Genomic DNA, 19,225 nt, shown 5'->3' with positions numbered 1-19,225 from the left:
CGCGGGGGCAAATGGGGGAGGGTGGTGCTTTCGCGATAAATCCCCTATGAGTTGAGCTCCGGGCGCATCTGGACCGGCGGGAGGCCTCTAATGGCTGATACACATTATGAAATTCGGGTCACGCCGCTCTCCCAGGAGGATGGGGGAGGGTATATGGCCATGGTCCCCGATCTCGACGGGTGCGTGTCTGACGGGGAGACCCCGCAGGAAGCGGTCGCGAACGCGATGGACGCCATTGCCCAATGGCTTCAGGCGCGCCAGGAGATGGGCCGGGCGATTCCGGCGCCCGGATCGGCCGCGCGCCAACAGTCCCATCCCCGAAAGCCCGAAAAGCTGGCAGGCGGCTGAGCCCGCGCAGGAAATTCATGGCGTTTTGGTGCGCCCGGTCTCATATTATGGGAGCCGGTCAGCCGGATTGGCCGCAGGAAGATTTCGGGAGAGTTATGACGGCGCGTTCTGTGCTTTGCGCAGCCTATGGCCGCGAAGGTGACTGGGAGGCCATCTGCCTGGACCTTGATATCGCGGTCCAGGGCGTGAGCTATGAAGAGGTCAGGCGCGCGCTCGATCACGCCATCGCGACCTATATCGAGGATGTCCGCAAGGAGCGTCCGGAGGTGCAGGACAAGCTCCTGCACCGCAAGGCGCCCCTGTTGGCGCGGCTGCGCATCGCCTTCATGCTGATGGCGGCCAGCGTGTTTCATCAGCAAGGCCAGGGCGGGCGCCATTTTGAAGCCCACAGATTGCCTTGCCCCGCCTGAAATGCACGTTCCGGCAATTCATTGCGATCCTTGAAGCCAACGGCTTCGTGCTCCATCGCCACGATGGCACCAGCCACAGGCGCTACAGGCGCGAGCATGAGGGCGTGGTCTATTTCGTCGACGTGGCGCCCCATAATCTGAATGACCAGATCAAGACCGGCACGCTCAATTCCATGATCCGTCAGTCCGGCCTGCCCAAATCCCTGTTCCGCCGCTAACCCGTCACGCCCCCGCCGCGTCCAGAATCGCGATGGCGGCGCGTTCGCCCGATTCCATGGCCGCTTCCATGCCGGTGTGGAGATCGCCGGTGTGTTCGCCGGCCAGGTGCAGGCGTCCGGCGGGCGTGAAGCGCGCCTCGGCCCAGCGGCGGGCCTCGCCCGGGCGCCAGTGCATATAGGCGCCGCCGGCCAGCGGGTTGGAGGCGGTCCAGCGCTGCACATGGGCCAGGCGCACCCGGCCCTGGCTGGCCGGGCGGATGGCGGCCAGCGTCTCGCGCGCCAGGGTCTCCAGCGCAGCGTCATCCATGTCATCGGCCGCCAGCGCGCCGCGCCCGTCCAGCCAGGCCAGCAGCATGCCGGTGGGGTCTCCGTCGGGACTGCGCTGGGCGAAAATCCGGTTGAGGGGGGAGTCGGTCCACATCTCCGGCGCCAGCCCGTCTTCCTCCCACCAGGGCGTTTGGGCTTCGAGATGGAGCTGGACGATGGGCGTATAGGCCATGTCTGCGATGGCCTCGCGGGTCGCCGGATCGAGCGGGGCGTCCACCGACAGATGGCGCAATACCGCGAAGGGCAGGGTGGAGATGATAAAATCGGCGCGCAGCTCGCGCCCGTCCTCCAGCCGCACCGCCGCGCCGCTGTCATCGGCCTGGATCGCGCGCACGCCATGGCCCAGGCGCACCTCGCGCGCCAGCCTGGCGGCCATGGTTTCGGGCACGCGCTGGGCGCCGCCGGCCACCTGCTGGGCGCCGCCCAGCGGGCGCTCCTGCTCATAGATCGCCAGCGAGCGCCAGATATTGAGCATGGAATAGCTGGCCAGATCGCGGCCATTCAGGCTGGTGTCCATCAGCCGCAGCGCCTCGTCATTGGCGCCCTGGCTGACCAGCCATTGCGCTGCGGCGATGTCATGGGCGGCCGATCCCGGATCGCGCCAGGCATAGACGTCCTCCAGCGGATTGGCGCGCATGGCCAGCTGCATGAACAGGCGTCCGGGCGGGATGGCGCGCCAGGCTTCAGGCAGGGCGTTCTGGACCGAGCCCGCCCATTGGCGCGCCTCGATGAGCGCGCCGTTGACGCTCATCACCTCGCCGAAGCGGCTGGGCGGGAAGCCGGTGAACTCGAGCCCCGCTTCTGCGGCGCGGGCGCGGAAGCGGGCATAGGTGGCGCCGACCTGCTGGCCGCCGGCCTCGGGCGCGCCGGGCAGGTGATCGAGCGTTTTCAGCCGTCCGCCGATCCGGCGCGAGGCTTCCAGCACCATCACCTCCAGCCCGGCTTCCTCCAGCATCAGGGCGGCGTGAAGGCCGGCGAGACCTGCGCCAATGATGATCACATCGGCGTCCTTGCGCCCGCGATCGCCTTGCGGGCCGCAGCCCCCGATGGCGAAGGCGCCGGCGCCGATCAGGCCGCCAAGGGCGCTGCGCCGTGTGAGATTCATCGCTATGCTCCCCGCTTGAAACCGGGCTGGCGCGCAGTATGCGCCTTGCCTTCGGCCCCGAATTTAAATGTTATACCATTTGAAGCCGGGCTGAAGCGCAAGTCAAAAGCGCGCCCGGACCCGAGGGGAGGAGCGGCGATGCGCCGAAGAGACTTTATCGCCCTGGCCGGGGCCGCCGGGACCGCGCCCTGGATCGCGGCCTGCGGCGACCGCCGTCCGGCAGGCGAGCTCTATGGCCGGGCTGTGGCCCAGGCGCCGCCGCGCACGCCCTGGGATGCGCAATGGGCCAATTTCGAGGCCAATATCGCCGCTAACCCCACCCTCAATTTCGAGTATTTCACCAAGGCCGAGCTGGGCAGCGAGGAGCGCATGCTCCACGATCTGCGCCGGGGGCGGGCCCATATCGGCGGGATGAGCCTGCAGGGCCTGTCCTCCTCCATCCCCGAGCTGACCATCGCCATGGCGCCCTATCTGTTCGACAGCCAGGCCGAGGTGGACTTCGTCTATGACGAATACCTGTTCGACATCACCGACGAGCTGGCGCGGGCGCAGAATCTGCGCCTGCTGCAATGGGTGGAGGTGGGCTGGACCCATATCTTCGCCAACCGCCCCCTGACCCATCCCGGCATGGCGGCGGGCCTGCGCATGCGCACCAGCCCCAATGCGGCGGCGCGCTTCTTCTGCGAGGCGGCGGGCATGGATGCGATCCCGCTGGGCATCGCCGATGTGATCCCGGCGCTGCAGACCGGCCTGGTCCAGGGCGGGCTGTCCAGCGCGGTGTTCCACTTCTTCTCCACGCTGGATCTGGCCGAGCATTTCACCCTCACGCGCCATTCCTACGACACCGGCGCCATCATCCTGAACAAGCCCTGGTATGAGCGTGCGTCCGCCAGCCAGCGCGACACCATCGACAACGCCTGGGGCAGCGCGGCTTCGGCGCGCGCCGGGGTGCGGGTGCTCGACGATCTGGTGGTGGGCTGGATGCGCGCAGGCGAGCAGCGCGGACCGGATGGCCAGCTGGTGCGCGAAATCCGCACCACGGACGGCGCGCCGGTGACGATCCATGATCTCAGCGATAGCGAGCGGGCCGCATGGCGCGCGGTGACCGGAAATGTGCTGGACCGGCTGGTGCGCTCCATTGGCGGGCGCGCGCGCGAGTTCGCCGACCGGATCATGGACGGCAAGGCCGAATTTGCGCGCCTTCAGGCCGATAATGCGGGGGCGTCATGAGAGGCTTGCTCGCCTTCATCGGCCAGGCCGAGCGCTGGGCGACGATTGGCGCTTTTGCGCTGATGGCGCTGGCCCTGCTGGCCGATGTGATCGCGCGCCGGGTTTTCATGACCGGGCTTGTCGGCGCCACCGAGATCGCCGTGATCGGCATGGTGGCGGTGGCCATGTTCGGCATTGGCGTGGCCACCGATGCGGGCGCCCATCTGCGCCCGCGCCTGTTTGACGCCCTGATCCCCAAATCAGCCGAAGCTGTCATGGACCGGCTGGTCAGCGCGGTGACGGCGGTGTTCTTCGCCCTGTTCGCCGGACTCGCCGTGTGGATGGTGGGCGAGAGCGCCCTGCTGGGCGATAGGACAGAAATCCTGCGCCTGCCGGTCTGGGCTCTGCAGGTGATGATCGCGCTGGCTTTCATCAGCAATTTCATCCGCTTCGCCGCCTATGCCGCCGACCCGTCCCTGAAACCGTCCGAAGATATTGAAGAGATCAAGGAGGCGGCCGCCGGCGCCGCCGATCTGCCTGACCAGGAGCCGCGCTGATGGAAATGTGGCTGCTTGTCGGGCTGATCGTCCTGTTGATGGTGCTGCGCCAGCCGGTTCTGGTGCTGCTGGGCTGCGCGGCGCTGTTCGTCTATTCGGTATTCAATGACGGGCGGCCCGAATACGCCGTCTATGACATCTGGTTCGCGGTCAATCAGGAAGTCCTGCTGGCCATTCCGCTGTTCGTGCTGGCCGGGGCGGTGATGTCCAAGGGCAGTATCGCCGAACGCATCATTGATCTGATGCGCGAGGTGACCCGGCCTGTGCCCGGCGGGCTGGCGCTGGCCGCCGTTCTGTCGTGCGCGGGTTTTGCGGCCATTTCCGGCTCGGCGGCGGTGACGCTGCTGGCGGTGGGCGGCATCATGTACAAGGCGCTGACCGAGGCGGGCTATTCGAAAAGCTTCTCCATCGGCATGCTGTGTTCGGGCGGCGTGCTGGGCATCATCATCCCGCCCTCCATCCCGCTCATCCTCTACGGCTATATCACCCAGACCTCGATCGCCAAGCTGTTCCTGGCCGGCATCGGCCCGGCGCTGGTGATGATCGCGGTGTTTGCGGTCTACGCCTTTGTGCTGAACGTGCGCCGGCGCGAGGGCGGCTGGCGCATCACAGGCTTTGTGCGCGCGCTTGGCCGCGCCGCCTTCGCCATTCCCATCCCTGTGGTGATCCTGGGCGGCATCTATGGCGGCATTTTCACCGTCACCGAGGCCGCCGCCGTGGCGGTGATCCTGGCGGTGGCGGTGGAGGTGGTCCTGCACCGCGACCTGTCGCTGGCGGACCTGAAAGCCGTGACGGTGGAATCGGGCAAGCTGCTGGGCTCGCTCTATCCGGTGCTGGCCTTCGCCTTCTCGCTCAATGTCTTCCTCACCGCCGAGGGCGTGCCCCAGGCGCTGGTGGCCGAGCTCAACGAGATGATCTCCGGGCGCACCGAGTTCCTGTTGCTGGCCAATATCCTGCTGCTGGGCGTCGGCATGGTGATTGATGTGGGCTCGGCCACGCTGGTGCTGGCGCCGCTGCTGCAGCCGCTGGCCGAGGCGCAGGGCGTGGACCCGGTGCATTTCGGCATCATCATGATCGTCAATCTGGGCATCGGCTATCTGACCCCGCCGCTGGGGCTGAACCTGATCGTGGCCATGGCCGCCTTCAAGGAGAGTTTCTGGACGGTGACCAAGGCGGTGCTGCCCTTTATCGTCCTGATGCTGGGCGCGCTGATGGTGATCGCCTTCGTGCCGGAAATCGCGCTCTATTTTGTCAACGGCTAGGGCCCTGCCGTCTGTTCCGCCAGCGCCCGGGCGCGGGCCTCGAAGGCGGCGTCGCGCGGGACCGGATCATAGCCTTGCGCCAGAAACAGCTGGTAGCGGCGCTCGCGCGTGGGGCCCAGGGCGATGACGATCTCCCCGGCCGGTTCGAAGCGGGCGAAATCCTCTTCGATGAGGGGCGCCTCGTGGGGGCGCTGGGACACCACCAGCACCTCGCCCTCAAAGCCCGGCGCCAGCGGCCAGAGCGTGTCGGCGTAATTATGCGGGCCGGCGAAACGCCGCCACATGAACAGCTCCGCCGGGATATGCCCGCCATAGCGCTGCATCTGGTGGAAATCATTGCGATTGTCGAACACCAGGGTGGGGGCGCCATGCTCGCGCGCGGCAGCCGCCACGGCGTCGGCGGTGGCGGGCCATTCGCGCACCCGGTGGAAGGCGCTCTCTGCGCCCAGCGCGTCGGCCAGCTGCGGGGCGGTGGCCAGCGTCACGAACAACGCCCCTGCACTGGCATGCAATATGGCCGATCCCGCCAGAACCCAGCGCCGCCAGACCGGCCCGCGCAAAAGGAACGCCACGGTGAGAATCAGCCCGGCGGCATAGGCCGCCGCGGCCCAGTTGGCGTGGGCGCGGCTGATAAAGGCCTGGCCGGTCACCACAAGAAGAGGCGGCAAGGTGAAGGCGGTGAGCAGGAGCGCGGTGCTGGCCGCGTTCCAGTCCGGCGTCCAGCTGCGCAGGGCGGCGATGGCGGCGATGATCAGCATCACCATCATGAGCGGCCCGAACACGGCGAACTGATCTGCGGCGAAGCTCAGGGCCTCGCCCGGATTGAACAGGTCTGCGCCCCAGTTGGCGTTGTCTACCGTATGGCCCAGCGTGGCGAAATCATTGACCGCGTTCCAGGCCAGATTGCCGCCGGCGGGCAAGGCGAAGACGATCAGCGCCAGGCCCCCGCGCGCGCTGACCAGCGCCCGGCGCAGGGGCGCGTCCACCAGCACGGCCAGGCCTGCGCCAGCGAACACGTAAATGGCGGCGTATTTGGCCAGGAAGGCGAAGGCGAGGGCGAGGCCGAGCGCGGCCGCCCAGATCCATCCGCCCCCCTCGCGCAGACGCACCAGCGTATAAAGAGACGCGGAAATCCCGGTCATCAGCGCCGCATCGGTGCTCATGATCGCGCTCGACAGCCAGACGGCCGGCATCACCAGCCACATCACCGCCGCCGCCACGCCTGCGCGCGGCCCATAGAGACGCGCCGCGGTCAGCCCCAGAAAGCCTGCGGTCAGCGTATTGAGCACCGGCGCCAGCAGGCGCACCGCCCAGTCCGAATCACCGAATACGGCCGTGCTCAGCGCGATCAGCCAGGCGATCATGGGCGGTTTGGAATAATAGCCCCAGTCCAGCTCGCGCGACCACAGCCAGTATTGCGTCTCGTCGGCGTAGAGGCTGCCGGGATCGAAGAACAGCACGCTGATGCGCACCGCCAGCAGCACAAGCATGACACCCCCCGCCAGAAAGAGGGCTGGGCGGGTCTGGTCAGGCAGACAGGACAGCGGATCGGGCATGCGCATGGATGCTTCATGAGCGGGCCGGGCGCGCTTGTCAAAGCACAGCTCAGCCCGGGCGCGGACAGGCGTTGTCAAAAAGACACGCCCGGCCGGTCATGTGATGCAAGGCCCAGGGGGTGGCGCGCGCGATGCCCACAGGCTTTCCTGACCGGTCATGCTGCGGCGCAACAACCGATTCCCCTGTGGGCCAAAAGGGATAGGGCGTCTGCAAGGCGGGACATCCATCCGTATGCCAATCAACAGGCGCCGGGCGCTGTTATAAAAGCTTCACAATTTTGTCGTTGATCCGTTAGCGCCACCTTATAGAGCCCCCCGTGAAGCGTCGGCGTAGTGTCGGCGTCAGGACCCGGTCGATTAGGGGGACCAAATCAAAATGGCGATTATGAAGAAGCTCACTCTCGGAGCCTCGGCTGTCGCGCTGGCGGCCATGGCGCCGATGGCGGCGGTTCATGCCCAGCAGACCTCTTCGGAGCTGCGCGGCGCTGTCGTGGACGTGAACGGCCAGCCTGTGGCCGGCGCGCGCGTCACCATCATCCACACGCCCACCGGCTCGGCGAACGTCGCCACCACCGGCTCTTCGGGCGCGTTCCTTCAGACCGGCCTGCGCGTCGGCGGCCCGTACAATGTGCTGATCAGCGCGCCGGGCTTTGAAGGCGACGCCATCGAGGGCCTGAACCTGGCCCCGGGCGCGGGCGCTCCCGTGCGCATCGTGCTGGCCCCTGCCGCCGCTGACGTCATCACCGTGACCGGCCAGGCCATCAGCCGCGTCGACCTGAACGCGGGCGTCGGCTCCAACTTCACCGCCCGCGACGTGGCCAACCAGCCCTCCCTGTCGCGCGACGTGATCTCCACCCTGAACCGCGATCCCCTGGCCATCTCCGGCGGCCCGAACAACCTGTCGGTCGCGGGCGTCAACCCGCGCTTCAACGGCGTGACCATTGACGGTGCGCGCCAGCAGGACAATTTCGGCCTGGGCTCCAACACCTTCGCCACGGCCCGTTCGCCGATCAATATCGACATCATCGAGTCGGTCTCGCTGGTGGCTTCTGACTACTCGGTCACCTCGTCGGGCTTCACCGGCGGCCTGGTCAACGTGACCACCCGCGGCGGCACCAACGAGTTCGACGGCGCGGCGTTCTACTACTATCGCGACCAGGACTGGGTCGGCTCGACCACGTTCGGCGGTGAAGGCAGCTTCAGCCCGGGTGAATTCGAGGAAAAAGAATACGGCATCTCCGTCCGCGGCCCGATCATCCGCGACCGCCTGTTCTTCTCCTTCTCCTATGACCGCTTCGAAACCGCCCGCCAGGTGGACTTCGCAGCTACGGACGTGTCGAACGGCATTGATCCGCGCCTGTTCACGGAACTGAACACGCTTGTCCAGAATGTCTACGGCATCGACATGCTGGGCCGTCCCCAGCAAGCGGCTGTGCCCGAAGAGACCGAGCGCTGGTTCCTGCGCCTGGACTGGAACATCAATGATGACCACCGCCTGCAGGTGAACTATCAGCAGACCGAAGACAGCGGCGTCAGCAATATCGGCGCGCTTAACTTCCAGTCGGCCTGGTACGACACCCCGACCACGCTGAAGAACTACACCGCCCAGCTGTTCTCGGACTGGACGCCGGAGCTCTCCACCGAATTCCGCGTCAGCTATATCGATTATGTCCGCGGCCAGAACTGCCGTGCGGCGGATGGCGTGGGTCTGCTGCGGTTCAACCTGAACGCCGCCAGCGTGGCGGGCACGCCGCTCGAGGGCCTGATCGGCCCCAACGCCCGCACCATTAACGGTGGTTGCGACGAATTCCGTCACGCCAACGAGTATGAAGACACCCGTCTCCAGATCTTCGGCAAGGCCGACTACACTTGGAACGACTTCATCTTCACCGTGGGCGGCGAGTACGAAACCCTCGACCTCTACAACATGTTCGTGAACCGCTCGCGGGGCAATTTCGACTTCACGGGCGCTCAGAACATCATCGACCAGATTGCGGTGGTTGATTATCGCAACGTGCCGTCCAACGTCGCCCGCGACGGTGCGGCCGAGTGGGGCTATTCACGCACCAGCCTGTTCGGTCAGGCCCGCTGGCAGGCCCTGCCGAACCTGGAGCTGACCGGTGGCCTGCGCTACGAGCGTATTTCCACTGACGACACCCCGACCTTCGATCCGAGTTTTGAGCCGGCGGTTGGCTTCGACAACCTGACCACCACGGACGGTCTGGACCTGTTGATGCCGCGCTTCAGCTTCCGCTGGGATGCTCTGGACCGCACCACCGTGACCGGCGGCTTCGGCCTGTTTGCGGGTGGTGATCCGGGCGTGTGGACGTCCAATGCCTTCCAGGTTCCGGCTGTTCGCGCGTTTGGCACCTTCACCGGCGTGACGGGCAATTCCGTCCCGCAGACTCTGCTGGACGCGGTCGCCAATGGAACGCCGACGGCGATCGACGCCATTGACCCGAACTTCTCGATCCCGTCGGACTGGAAGTACTCGCTGCGCGTCGAGCAGGAGTTCGACCTGAACTTCGGCGGCATCAATCTGGGCAGCAACTATATTGCAACCGCCCAAGTGCTGCACTCGCGCAGCAAGGATGGCTTCCTGTGGCGTGAAGCGGCCCAGACCAACCAGCAGCCCTTCGCCCAGACGGGCGTTGCGCCGGATGGCCGTCCGATCTACGCCAACCTCGAGGCCCTGAATGTGCCCAACCGCACGATCCTGACCAACCAGGGCGGCGATGAAAGCACGACCATCACATTCTCGCTGGCCAACGAGTTCGAAAACGGCTTCGGCTTCTTCGCCTCCTACGCCAACCAGGACATCCAGATGGTGTCCGAGGGCTCATCTTCGCGCGGCATCTCGTCCTTCCGTGGTCAGGTGTCTCCGGACATGAACAATCTGAGCCCGCGCACCTCGATCTACCAGGTGGAGCATGCCTTCAAGCTGGGCTTCTCCTTCGAGCGTGACTTCTTCCAGGACCTGACCACGCGCTTTGACCTGTTCGGTCAGATCAACTCCGGTTCGCCCTTCACCTACACCTTCACCAACGACGACCGTGCTTTCCAAGGCTTTGCCTTGTTTGGCAGCCCGGGCGGCGGTGAGCGGCCGTTCAACAACAGCCCGCTCTACATCCCCACCACCAATGACACGCGGGTGGTGTACGGTTCGGGCTTTGACCTGAACGCCTTCAACAGCTTCGTTGATCGCCAGGGCTTGGCTCGCGGTGAAATCCACGACGTCAACTCTGCGCGTGCGCCTTGGCAACAGCGCTGGGACCTGCGGGTCCAGCAGGACCTGCCGGGCATTCCGGGCATGGATCGCCTGGTGGGCGATAACCGGGTCAAGCTGGTGCTCGATATCGAGAACGTGCTGAACCTGCTCAATGACAGCTGGGGCACCCGGGTGAATGCGCCGAATAACGGTCAGCGCCCGATTGCACGTGCGGACCTGGTTCGCGCGACCGATGTGACGAACATGGGTGTCGATGGCGCTCCGGCCCTGACGGGCGATCTGCCTCGCACCGAATGCCAGGTCGCTTCGGACTGCCTCTACCGGTTCACCCGGTTTGACAACAACGCGGCTGTGACCGGCTTCCGGTCCAACCCGGGCTCGACCTGGTACGCCCGCATCGGCATCCGTTACGAGTTCTAAGCGAACCTGTAACCGCCGATTGGCGACTGACTATCGGGGGCGGCTCGCAAGAGCCGCCCCTTTTCTTTTAACCCTTGCGTGCTAGGCGTGATGGGATCCTTCTCGCCAGCCTTACCGGAGACCGCCATGACGGCCTTGCGCGTGCCGCACGAGTTCGAACCCCAGCGCGCCATTCACACGCTGTGGCCGGCGGCTGAAGATTTGTGGGAGGACGATCTCGAGCCTGCGCGCGCCGAGTTCGCCCGGTTTCTGACATTGGCCGCTGCGCCCGGCGCGGACGGCGCTGCGCCTGACATCATCATCTACGCCGCCACGCCTGACGCCGCCGCTGACGTCCGGGCGCGCATGCCGTCTGCGCGCATCATCGAGGCCGCCTATGGCGATGTGTGGGCGCGCGATACCGGGCCGGTCTTCGTGACGGGCCCAGGCGGGCTCCAGGCCGTGCGCATGACGTTCAATGGCTGGGGCGGCAAGTACGACCTGCCCGGCGACGCCAGCATCGGCGCGGACATCGCCCGCACGGCGGGCGCGCGCGAAGTGACGAGCCGCCTGGTCTGCGAGGGCGGGGCGCTGGAGTTTGACGGGGCGGGCAGCGTCATCACCACCCGCCAGTGCGTGCTCAATTCCAATCGCAATCCCGGCTGGACCGAAGCCCAGGTGGAGGCCGAGCTCGCCCGCCTGTTCGGCGTCACCAATGTGATCTGGATCGATGAAGGGCTGGCCGGGGACCATACCGACGGTCATGTGGACAATATCGCCCGCTTCCTGCGCCCCGGCGTGGTGGCGTGCCAGGCGCCCACAGGCGGCGATGATCCCAATACAGACGTGCTCGACGCCATCGCCCGCCAGCTGGACAGCGCGCGCGACGCGGGCGGGCGCCCGCTGAAAGTCGTGCGCATCCCCTCGCCGGGCTTTGTCGAGCATATAGAGGGCGGGCCGGCGGCGGCTTCGCACATGAACTGGATCGCCGGGCCGCGCCAGCTGGTGGTCCCGGTCTATAATGAGCACGGCGCCGCCGCGGTGCGCGCGCTTCAGGCCGCCTGTCCCGAGCGCGCCATTGCCGCCAGCGCGTCCAATGCTATCTTGACGGGCGGAGGGTCTTTTCACTGCGTCACCTGTAACGAACCCTGGCTGAGGGAAACGGTGTCATGAGCGCATATCTGGCGATGGCCCTGGGCGCTGCGCTGATGCTGGGCGCTGATGATCCCGGCGTGCAGGGCGATGCGGGCTCGGCCATGCCTGAGCTGGCCGGCGCCGCCAGCGCCGCCAGCGCCGCAGCCGCGCCGGACATCGACCTGCCGGCCCTGGACTATTTCGAGCCGCTGATGACGCGCCTGGAACAGGCGGCGGGCTTCACCCGCACGGTGGGCATGGCGATCGCCGTGATCGAGAACGGCGAGCCGGTGCTGATCTACACCTCGGGCGAAACCTCGGCCGGGTCGGGCGAGCCGGTCACGGCGGACACCCAGTTTCGCGCCGCCTCGCTGAGCAAGGGCTTTACCGGCGTGATGCTGGCCCTGCTGGAGCATGAGGGCCGGGCTGATCTCAACCGCACGGTTCCCTCACGCCTGCTGCGTCTGAAATCGCCGCGCCAGCCCACCTGGCTGGAGATCGTCACCCACCGCACCGGCCTGCCGCGCAACGCCTATGACACGCTGATCCAGGACGGACGCAGCGGCGCGCATGCGCGCGCCCAGCTGGCCGATGTGGATCTGGTGTGCGCTGTGGGCTCTTGCTACACCTATCAGAACGTCGCCTTCTCCGCGCTGGAGCATCTGATCGAGGAGGCCACGGGGCTGAGCTATGAGGCGGCCCTGCGGCAGATGATTTTCGAGCCCTATGGCCTGCCCGATGCGGGCGTCGGGGTGGCCGGCCTGACCGCTGCGCCCAGCTGGGCGGCGCCTCATCGCGGCTGGTCGCGCATCATCGATGCGCCCGGCAATCCCCGGTCCAATTATGACGCCGTGCCCAGCGCCGCCTCGGTGACGGTCAGCCTCAATCACCTGATCGCCTGGGTTCAGGCCCATCTGCGTGCCGAGGAGGAGGGCGGTCTGCCCGAGGCGGTCAAGGCGCGGGTCTTCACGCCCTTCACGCCCACCTTGCGCGAGACGCGCGGGCTGGGCGGCGTGGCCGAGCGCATCAGCGAGACCCATTACGGCATGGGCTGGCGCATCTATCACTGGGGCGACCGGCGCCTGATCGCCCATGCGGGCTATCTTTCAGGCTATGGCGCCCAGATCGTGATGGAGCCCGAGACCGGCTTCGCCTTCATCGGGCTGTGGAATTCCGACGGGCGCGCGCCCTGGCGGCTGTGGCCCACCGTGATGGATCTGCGCACCGGCGACGGGCCGGGCGACTGGATCGACCAGATCCGCAACTGATCCCTGACGTCAGACACGAAAAAGCCCGCCGGCGTCAGCGCGGCGGGCTTTGATTGCGTGGCTTCGGGCGTGATCAGTTCAGGCGCTCTTTCGCGTCCTCGATCCCGGCCTTGAGCAGCTTGGTGCGCTGGGGTTTGGTCAGCCCGCCAGACAACAGCTCGCGCGCGGCGTCCACGGCCAGATCGGCGGCCAGGGTTTTGACTTCCTTGGCGGCCTGGGCCTGGGCCTGGGCGATGCGCTGCTCGGCCAGGGCGGTGCGCCGCTCGATGCGCTCGGCGATCTCGGCCTGGGCCTGCTCGCGCAGATATTCGGCCTCGGAGCGGGCCTTCTTGATGATCTGCTCGGCCTCTTCGGCGGCCTCGGCATGCTTGCGCTCGTAGGAGGCCAGCATTTCCTGGGCTTCCTCGCGCAGGCGGCGGGCCTCGTCCAGCTCGCCGCGGATTTTCTCGGCCCGGTCGTCCAGCGCCTTTCCGACCGCCTTGTGGGCACCCATGTAGAAGACGATGGCGAAGAAGCCGATCAGGCCGATAAGGGCCCAGAAACTGGTGTCACCGAGAAGATAGCTCATGGCTTACCCCTTGCGGGCCGCGTCGACGGCCTTTTCGGCGTCGGCCTGGGCCACGTCCAGCCCGGCCAGCCGGGTGGTGATGTCCGCTGCGGCGCCCGCAGCGATCTTGCGCACTTCTTTCAGGGCCTTGTCGCGGGCCGCGCGGATGCGCGCCTCGGATTCGGCTTGCTGGGCGTCCAGGCGCGCATCGGCCTCGCGCACGGCTTCGGCGATGTCCGCATCGGCTTCCGCCTTGGCCGAGGCCGCCACGGACTGGGCGCGCGCGCGCGCGTCCGCCAGCGACTTTTCATAGGCCTTCACCGTCTCGTCGGCCTGGTCGCGCATCTGGGATGCAGCGTCCAGATCGTCCGCGATGCGGTCGCGGCGCTCCTCGATGGCCCCGCCAATGCGCGGCAGGATGAAACGCGAGAGCAGGAAATACAGGACGGCGAAACTGATCGCCAGCCAGAACAGCTGGGAGGCGAAATAGGTCGGGTCCAGCGGCGGGAATGCATCGCCGCCTGCATAGGCGTCCGTTTCGATAGCGGTGTCTTGCGCCAGCACGGGGCGTCTCCCTTGACCGACAGGGGTCACGCGGCGGACCGGAAGGCGCGATGCGCCTCCCGGCCGGAGCGTTCAGTCAGTGCGCGGCCTAGACCGCGAACAGCAGCAGCAGGGCGATCAGCAGCGAGAAGATGCCCATGGCTTCGGTCACGGCGAAGCCGAAGATCAGGTTGCCGAACTGGCCCTGGGCTGCGCCCGGGTTGCGAATGGCGGCCTGCAGATAGGACCCGAAGATATTGCCCACGCCAACGGCCGCGCCGAGCATGCCCAGGCAGGCCAGGCCCGCGCCGATGTATTTTGCGGCTTCCGCTTCCATGTCTTACGCTCCTTGAAGATTACGATGCGGTTGAGGATGAGATCGCGACGCTAGTGATGCCCCGGATGGAGCGCGTCGCTGAGATAGATGCAAGTGAGAACGGCGAACACATAGGCCTGAAGGAAGGCCACCAGCAGTTCCAGCGCGGTCAGCGCCACCACCATGAACAGCGGCAGCACGCCCACCACGGCCCAGCCCGCGCCCGCGGCGCCGAGCATGACGATGAAGCCGGCGAACACTTTCAGCAGGATATGGCCCGCCAGCATATTGGCGAACAGACGCACCGACAGGCTGACCGGACGCGACAGGAAGGAGATGATCTCGATCGGCGTCACGATCAGATAGAGCGGCGCAGGCACGCCCGAAGGCACGAACAGCTTGAGGAATTTGAACCCGTTCTTCCAAATCCCGTAGCCCACCACGATGGTCATCACCGTCATGGCCAGACCCACCGTGACGATGAGATGGCTGGTGAAGGTGAAGCCGTGGAAGTCCGGCGCGGGGAAAAAGGGCATCATGCCCAGCATGTTGCCCATCAGGATGAAGGCGAACAGGGTGAACACGAAGGGGAAGAATTTCAGCCCGTCATCGCCCGCCGTGGAGCGGATCATGCCGGCCACGAACTCATAGAGCAGCTCGGCCACTGATTGCGCGCGGCCCGGCACCAGGGCGCGCTTGGACATGGCCAGCGACAACAGCCCGGTGATCATGATCACCGAGACCACCATGAAATAGCTGGAATTGGTGAAGGACAGATTCAGTCCGCCCACCGTCAGTTCGGCGATGGGATGGATTTCGAATTGCTTGATCGGGTTAGTCGCGTCGGCCACGCCCCGCCCTTTCCGTCCCGGACGCGCGCAGCGCCCCTTGCTTCACTTGCAAACCGGCCGGGCGCCTCAGGCGCCGTCTTTCCGGTTCATCTCACGCACGGCGCGCACCATATTCAAAGTGCCCGCCGCGAAACCCAGCATCATTCCGGTCACAAGCCCCCAAGGCGACCATCCCGCCAGCCAGTCGACGATAAAGCCGAGCGCTGCGCCGGTGATCACCCCGCCCAGAAACTCCGATCCGTAGCGCAAGCCCTGGCTCCAGCCGGAGGCTTCCTTCTTGACGTCTCTGGCGCGCCGTTCCTCGATCTTGGCGTTCAGCCGTCGGTCGAAATCGTCGCGGTCAGCGTGGTGCGGAATCGGATTGTCTTGGCGGGACATCAGTGACCATGGGCCCGCCGGAGACCTCCCCGTCAGGCGCGCGCACCCTATAAGCGGGCCTATACCCTGTCAAGCAAGGCGAGCGCATTGCTTTCATATTGAAAAACAAGTAGTTTTTGGCCTACTCGGCCGCCAGCATCGCTTCGGCCGTGCGCAGGTTCACCGAGACCAGCTGCGAGACGCCGCGTTCGCCCATGGTCACCCCGAACAGGCGGTCCATCCGGCTCATGGTCACCGGATTGTGGGTGATCACCAGGAAACGGGTGTCGGTCATGGAGCGCATTTCTTCGAGCATGGTGCAGAAGCGGTCCACATTGGCGTCGTCCAGCGGCGCATCGACCTCGTCGAGCACGCACACAGGGGCGGGATTGACCAGGAACACCGCGAAGATCAGCGCCGTGGCGGTCAGCGCCTGTTCGCCGCCGCTCATCAGGCTCATGGTCTCCATCTTCTTGCCCGGCGGGCAGGCGTAGATTTCCAGCCCCGCTTCCAGCGGATCGTCGTTTTCGGTCAGCGCCAGCTCGGCGCGCCCGCCCCCGAACAGGGTGGCGAACAGGGTCTGGAAGTGGCGGTCGACCACTTCGAAGGCCTCCAGCAGGCGCGCGCGGCCTTCGCGCGACAGGGCGTCCACCGCCTTGCGCAGGCGCGCCACCGCTTCCACCAGATCATCGTGCTCGGCGGCCAGGCGCGCGCGCTCGGCTTCCAGCTCGCCCGCCTCCTCGTCGGCGCGCAGATTGACCGCGCCCAGCCGCTCGCGGGCCAGGCGCGCTTCATCCAGGCGCCGCTCCAGCTCCTGGCTGGACAGGGCGTTGAACTCGCTCTCCGCGGTCTGGGCGGCCAGATCTGCAGGCGCAGCGCCGGTGGCGTCGGCCAGCCGCGCCGCGGCGTCGTCCAGGCGTTCGCGCGCGCCGGCCAGGCGGGCGTCCGCCCCGGCGCGGGCCTCGCGCGCGGCGGCGGAGGCGGCTTCAGCCTGACGCAGCGCCGAATCGGCTTCGCGCTGGGCGCCTTCGGCTTGCGCCACCTGATCGCGCGCCGCCCGCGCGGCGGTTTCGGCTTCAGACAGGGCGTCAAGAAGGGCGGGACGCCGCGCCTCCAGCTCATCAGGGCGGGTGCGGGCGGATTCCAGGGCGGTTTGCGTCTCTTCGATCTGGGTGTTGAGCGCTGCGCGCCTTGCGCCGGCATCGGCCTCGCGCCGCGCCCAGTCAGCGGTTTCACGCTCCAGCGAGGCGAGGCGGTGACGCCGGCCTTGCGCCTCGCGCTTGACGGTTTCCAGCGCCGCGCGCGCGTCCGCAGCGGCGCCGCGCGCGCGCTCGGCTTTCGCGCGCGCCGCCTCCAGCGCTTCCAGTCCGTCATCCTCGTCCAGCGCGGCCGCTTCGGCGGCTTGCGCAGCGGTAGCGTCAGCCTGGGCCGCTTCCAGGCGCGCTTCGGCGCTGGCCAGGGTTTCGGCCAGTCCGGCCCGGCGCGCCTCGGCGCGCGCGGCTTCGGTGCGCGCCGATGACAGCGCCTGTTCGGCCTGGCGCAGGGCGGTTTCGGCCTCGCTGGCGCCAGCGCGCGCGCGCGCCGCGCCGCGTTCGGCGTCCGCGACCGCTTCGCGCGCCGCGCCCGCCTCAGCTTCCAGCGCCGAGGCGTGCGCGCGCGCCGCCTCGGCCTGGGGCCCAAGGGCGGCGAGACGATTGAGGGTTTCCAGACGCACCGCGGCAGGCGAGGGCGCCCCGGCATTGGCCGCATAGCCATCCCAGCGGCGCAGGGCGCCGGTTTGGGTGACAAGCCGCTGGCCGGGCTGAAGCCCGGCGGCCAGCCGGTCCAGATCGGCCTCCTCCACCACCCCAATCGCGGCCAGGCGCCGGGCCAGCGCGTCCGGCGCGCGCACATGATCGATCAGCGGCCTGGCGCCTTCGGGCAGGGCGGCGGCGTTCACGCCATCCCCGGTCCAGCGCCGGGCCGCGCCGGCTTCCAGTCCCGCATCGAGATCCTCGCCCAGCGCCGCGGCCAGCGCCTGTTCAAAGCCCGCGTCCGCGCTGACCTGATCGAGGGCGCGCGCAGCCGTGTCGCCGCCCGCCAGCAGGCGCTCCAGGCTGGCCTGTTCGCGTTGCAGGGCGGCGGCCTCGGCGCGCGCCTCGCCTGCGGCGTCGCGCGCTTCGCCGGCCTGGGCGCGCAGCTGCGCCACGCCCGCCTCCGCCGTCTCCAGCGCGGTGCGCGCAGCGTCGAGCGTTTCGGACAGGCCCCGCGTGGACGCTTCCAGCGCCTCGATATCCGGTCCGCCATCGGCGCCCGCCGCCTCCAGCGCTGCGCGGGCGGACTGGGCTTCGCGGTCCAGCTTCAGCGCACGTTCGCGAGCCTGTTCGGCGTCCCGGCGGGCGCCCTGGCGGCGCGCGCGCGCCTCGGCGCAGGCGGTTGACGCCTTGTCCAGCTCGGCTTCGGCCCTGGAGCGGGTGGCGTCGGCATCGCTCAGCGCGGCTTCGGCGCGCGCCTGGGCCGGGCCGTCCGCGCCCGCCTGCTCGCGCAGGCCCGACATCTGGCTTTTCAGCCGCCCCAGCGCGGTGCGCGCTTCCTCATGCAGCTCGGCTTCGCGCGCCTCGCTGGCGCGCAGCTCGTCAAGCCGGGCGGTCAGGCGGGTGATGTCCTGGCGCGCCGCCTCCACATCCCGGTCCAGCTGGTCGCGCGTGCGTTCGGCCAGACGCAAGGCCGCGGCGGCTTCGGTTTCGCTTTCACGCAGGGGCTGGACGCGCGCTGCAGCGGTTTCAGCGGCGACGGAGGCTTGCGATGCGGTGCGGATGGCGGCGTCGGCGGACACCGCTGCTTCGGCCAAAGCCGCTTCAGCAGCGGCGACGGCCTCGCTCGCCTCGCTCCAGCGGCGCAGCCATAACAGGCTCTCATACTGGCGGATGGTGACCGACAGCTCGCGATAGCGTCCGGCCTGGCGGGCCTGACGCTGCAGGCTGGCGTGCCGCCCGGCGAGATCGTCGACGATCTCCTGCAGCCGGGCGAGATTGGCCTCGGCGGCGGTCAGGCGCAGCTGCGCCTCGCGCCGGCGCGCGCGCAGGCCGGCCACGCCCGCAGCTTCCTCCAGCACCCGGCGGCGGTTTTCCGGCTTGGCGCTGATCAGCTCGCTGATCTGGCCCTGGCGCACCAGGGCGGGCGAGTTGGCGCCCGTGCCCGCATCGGCGAACAGGAGCTGCACGTCCTTGGCGCGCACCTCCTCGCCATTGATGGAATAGTCCGAGCCCTTGCCGCGGGTGATGCGGCGCACGACCTGCAGGATGTCGGCGTCATTGAAGCGGGCCGGCGCGGTGCGCGCGCTATTGTCCACGGTCAGGGTGACGTCGGCCCGGTCGCGGGCCGGGCGCGAGTCGGTCCCGGCGAAGATCACGTCTTCCATGCCGCCGCCGCGCAGCGACTTGGCCGAGGTGGCGCCCATCACCCAGCGCAGGGCTTCCAGCAGGTTGGATTTGCCGCAGCCATTGGGCCCGATGATCCCGGTCAGGCCGGGATCAATGCGCAGCTCTGCCGCGTCGACGAACGACTTGAAGCCGGCCAGGCGCAACTGGGTGAACTTCACCACACCCTC

The 19,225-nt window shown here is 67.8% G+C and carries 17 protein-coding genes; 9 read left to right on the top strand and 8 right to left on the bottom strand.

Features of this window, described 5'->3' with window-relative positions:
• Positions 1-90 precede the first annotated feature (90 nt).
• The 3 genes from F1654_RS04570 to F1654_RS04560 all read left to right on the top strand — a co-directional run bounded on the left by F1654_RS04570 (position 91) and on the right by F1654_RS04560 (position 976).
• A complete protein-coding gene (locus F1654_RS04570) occupies positions 91-348 on the top strand; it encodes a type II toxin-antitoxin system HicB family antitoxin (protein WP_150022289.1) in 258 nt (85 codons plus the stop codon).
• 95 nt (positions 349-443) lie between these two features.
• Complete coding sequence (locus F1654_RS04565; protein WP_150022288.1) at positions 444-758, top strand: hypothetical protein; 315 nt, start codon at positions 444-446, stop codon at positions 756-758.
• Entirely contained in the window at positions 746-976 is a 231-nt protein-coding gene (locus F1654_RS04560) for a type II toxin-antitoxin system HicA family toxin (RefSeq protein ID WP_233205126.1), read from the top strand. The genes F1654_RS04565 and F1654_RS04560 overlap by 13 nt, the downstream gene beginning before the upstream one ends.
• A gap of 4 nt (positions 977-980) precedes the next feature.
• Here the strand turns inward: F1654_RS04560 and F1654_RS04555 are convergent, their stop codons facing one another.
• Positions 981-2,408, bottom strand: a complete 1,428-nt coding sequence (locus F1654_RS04555) for a flavin monoamine oxidase family protein (RefSeq protein ID WP_150022287.1) — start codon at positions 2,406-2,408, stop codon at positions 981-983.
• A gap of 138 nt (positions 2,409-2,546) precedes the next feature.
• Here F1654_RS04555 and F1654_RS04550 point away from each other — a divergent pair, with 138 nt between their 5' ends.
• The 3 genes from F1654_RS04550 to F1654_RS04540 are packed head-to-tail and all read left to right on the top strand — an operon-like array spanning position 2,547 to position 5,436.
• Entirely contained in the window at positions 2,547-3,638 is a 1,092-nt protein-coding gene (locus tag F1654_RS04550; protein ID WP_150022286.1) for a TRAP transporter substrate-binding protein, read from the top strand.
• Positions 3,635-4,174 carry a TRAP transporter small permease gene (locus F1654_RS04545; RefSeq protein ID WP_150022285.1) on the top strand — a complete coding sequence of 180 codons (540 nt, stop codon included), beginning with the start codon at positions 3,635-3,637 and terminating at the stop codon, positions 4,172-4,174. The genes F1654_RS04550 and F1654_RS04545 overlap by 4 nt, the downstream gene beginning before the upstream one ends.
• The gene (locus tag F1654_RS04540; RefSeq protein WP_150022284.1) at positions 4,174-5,436 is read left to right on the top strand and encodes a TRAP transporter large permease; all 1,263 of its coding nucleotides are present in this window, start codon (positions 4,174-4,176) and stop codon (positions 5,434-5,436) included. The genes F1654_RS04545 and F1654_RS04540 overlap by 1 nt, the downstream gene beginning before the upstream one ends.
• Here the strand turns inward: F1654_RS04540 and F1654_RS04535 are convergent.
• On the bottom strand, positions 5,433-6,926 hold the full coding sequence (locus tag F1654_RS04535) for an ArnT family glycosyltransferase (protein ID WP_233205125.1): 1,494 nt from the start codon (positions 6,924-6,926) through the stop codon (positions 5,433-5,435). The genes F1654_RS04540 and F1654_RS04535 overlap by 4 nt on opposite strands.
• A gap of 442 nt (positions 6,927-7,368) precedes the next feature.
• On the opposite strand from F1654_RS04535, the gene F1654_RS04530 reads away from it, so the two are divergent.
• The 3 genes from F1654_RS04530 (at position 7,369) to F1654_RS04520 (ending at position 13,022) form a co-directional block, all read left to right on the top strand.
• The gene (locus tag F1654_RS04530; protein ID WP_150022282.1) at positions 7,369-10,641 is read left to right on the top strand and encodes a TonB-dependent receptor; all 3,273 of its coding nucleotides are present in this window, start codon (positions 7,369-7,371) and stop codon (positions 10,639-10,641) included.
• Positions 10,642-10,767: 126 nt separating this feature from the next.
• Complete coding sequence (locus F1654_RS04525; RefSeq protein WP_150022281.1) at positions 10,768-11,793, top strand: agmatine deiminase family protein; 1,026 nt, start codon at positions 10,768-10,770, stop codon at positions 11,791-11,793.
• Positions 11,790-13,022 (top strand): serine hydrolase domain-containing protein, encoded by a 1,233-nt coding sequence (locus tag F1654_RS04520; protein WP_150022280.1) that lies wholly within the window; start codon positions 11,790-11,792, stop codon positions 13,020-13,022. The genes F1654_RS04525 and F1654_RS04520 overlap by 4 nt, the downstream gene beginning before the upstream one ends.
• Before the next feature lie 73 nt (positions 13,023-13,095).
• Here the strand turns inward: F1654_RS04520 and F1654_RS04515 are convergent, their stop codons facing one another.
• The 6 genes from F1654_RS04515 to F1654_RS04490 all read right to left on the bottom strand — a co-directional run bounded on the left by F1654_RS04515 (position 13,096) and on the right by F1654_RS04490 (position 19,216).
• Positions 13,096-13,590 carry a F0F1 ATP synthase subunit B family protein gene (locus F1654_RS04515; protein ID WP_150022279.1) on the bottom strand — a complete coding sequence of 165 codons (495 nt, stop codon included), beginning with the start codon at positions 13,588-13,590 and terminating at the stop codon, positions 13,096-13,098.
• A 3-nt stretch (positions 13,591-13,593) separates the two neighbouring features.
• On the bottom strand, positions 13,594-14,133 hold the full coding sequence (locus F1654_RS04510; RefSeq protein WP_150022278.1) for a F0F1 ATP synthase subunit B family protein: 540 nt from the start codon (positions 14,131-14,133) through the stop codon (positions 13,594-13,596).
• Between the two features lie 88 nt (positions 14,134-14,221).
• Complete coding sequence (locus tag F1654_RS04505) at positions 14,222-14,449, bottom strand: F0F1 ATP synthase subunit C (RefSeq protein ID WP_150022277.1); 228 nt, start codon at positions 14,447-14,449, stop codon at positions 14,222-14,224.
• A gap of 50 nt (positions 14,450-14,499) precedes the next feature.
• Positions 14,500-15,279 (bottom strand): F0F1 ATP synthase subunit A, encoded by a 780-nt coding sequence (locus F1654_RS04500; RefSeq protein WP_150022276.1) that lies wholly within the window; start codon positions 15,277-15,279, stop codon positions 14,500-14,502.
• A gap of 66 nt (positions 15,280-15,345) precedes the next feature.
• Entirely contained in the window at positions 15,346-15,657 is a 312-nt protein-coding gene (locus F1654_RS04495; protein WP_150022275.1) for an AtpZ/AtpI family protein, read from the bottom strand.
• 121 nt (positions 15,658-15,778) lie between these two features.
• Entirely contained in the window at positions 15,779-19,216 is a 3,438-nt protein-coding gene (locus F1654_RS04490; RefSeq protein ID WP_150022274.1) for a chromosome segregation SMC family protein, read from the bottom strand.
• Positions 19,217-19,225 lie beyond the last annotated feature (9 nt).

It is taken from the genome of Alkalicaulis satelles (assembly GCF_008630495.1).
In the GTDB taxonomy this organism is placed as follows: Bacteria; Pseudomonadota; Alphaproteobacteria; order Caulobacterales; family Maricaulaceae; genus Oceanicaulis; species Oceanicaulis satelles.
The sequence above is the reverse complement of the archived record's forward strand: the minus strand, read 5'-3'. Positions and strand labels throughout refer to the sequence as shown.

Bases quoted from the DNA above. Each gene is read 5' to 3' on its own strand.
- F1654_RS04570 (WP_150022289.1), top strand. From the start codon at position 91: ATGGCTGATACACATTATGAAATTCGGGTCACGCCGCTCTCCCAGGAG.
- F1654_RS04565 (WP_150022288.1), top strand. From the start codon at position 444: ATGACGGCGCGTTCTGTGCTTTGCGCAGCCTATGGCCGCGAAGGTGAC.
- F1654_RS04555 (WP_150022287.1), bottom strand. From the start codon at position 2,408: ATGAATCTCACACGGCGCAGCGCCCTTGGCGGCCTGATCGGCGCCGGC.
- F1654_RS04550 (WP_150022286.1), top strand. From the start codon at position 2,547: ATGCGCCGAAGAGACTTTATCGCCCTGGCCGGGGCCGCCGGGACCGCG.
- F1654_RS04545 (WP_150022285.1), top strand. From the start codon at position 3,635: ATGAGAGGCTTGCTCGCCTTCATCGGCCAGGCCGAGCGCTGGGCGACG.
- F1654_RS04540 (WP_150022284.1), top strand. From the start codon at position 4,174: ATGGAAATGTGGCTGCTTGTCGGGCTGATCGTCCTGTTGATGGTGCTG.
- F1654_RS04535 (WP_233205125.1), bottom strand. From the start codon at position 6,926: ATGCTTGTGCTGCTGGCGGTGCGCATCAGCGTGCTGTTCTTCGATCCC.
- F1654_RS04530 (WP_150022282.1), top strand. From the start codon at position 7,369: ATGGCGATTATGAAGAAGCTCACTCTCGGAGCCTCGGCTGTCGCGCTG.
- F1654_RS04525 (WP_150022281.1), top strand. From the start codon at position 10,768: ATGACGGCCTTGCGCGTGCCGCACGAGTTCGAACCCCAGCGCGCCATT.
- F1654_RS04520 (WP_150022280.1), top strand. From the start codon at position 11,790: ATGAGCGCATATCTGGCGATGGCCCTGGGCGCTGCGCTGATGCTGGGC.
- F1654_RS04515 (WP_150022279.1), bottom strand. From the start codon at position 13,590: ATGAGCTATCTTCTCGGTGACACCAGTTTCTGGGCCCTTATCGGCCTG.
- F1654_RS04505 (WP_150022277.1), bottom strand. From the start codon at position 14,449: ATGGAAGCGGAAGCCGCAAAATACATCGGCGCGGGCCTGGCCTGCCTG.
- F1654_RS04495 (WP_150022275.1), bottom strand. From the start codon at position 15,657: ATGTCCCGCCAAGACAATCCGATTCCGCACCACGCTGACCGCGACGAT.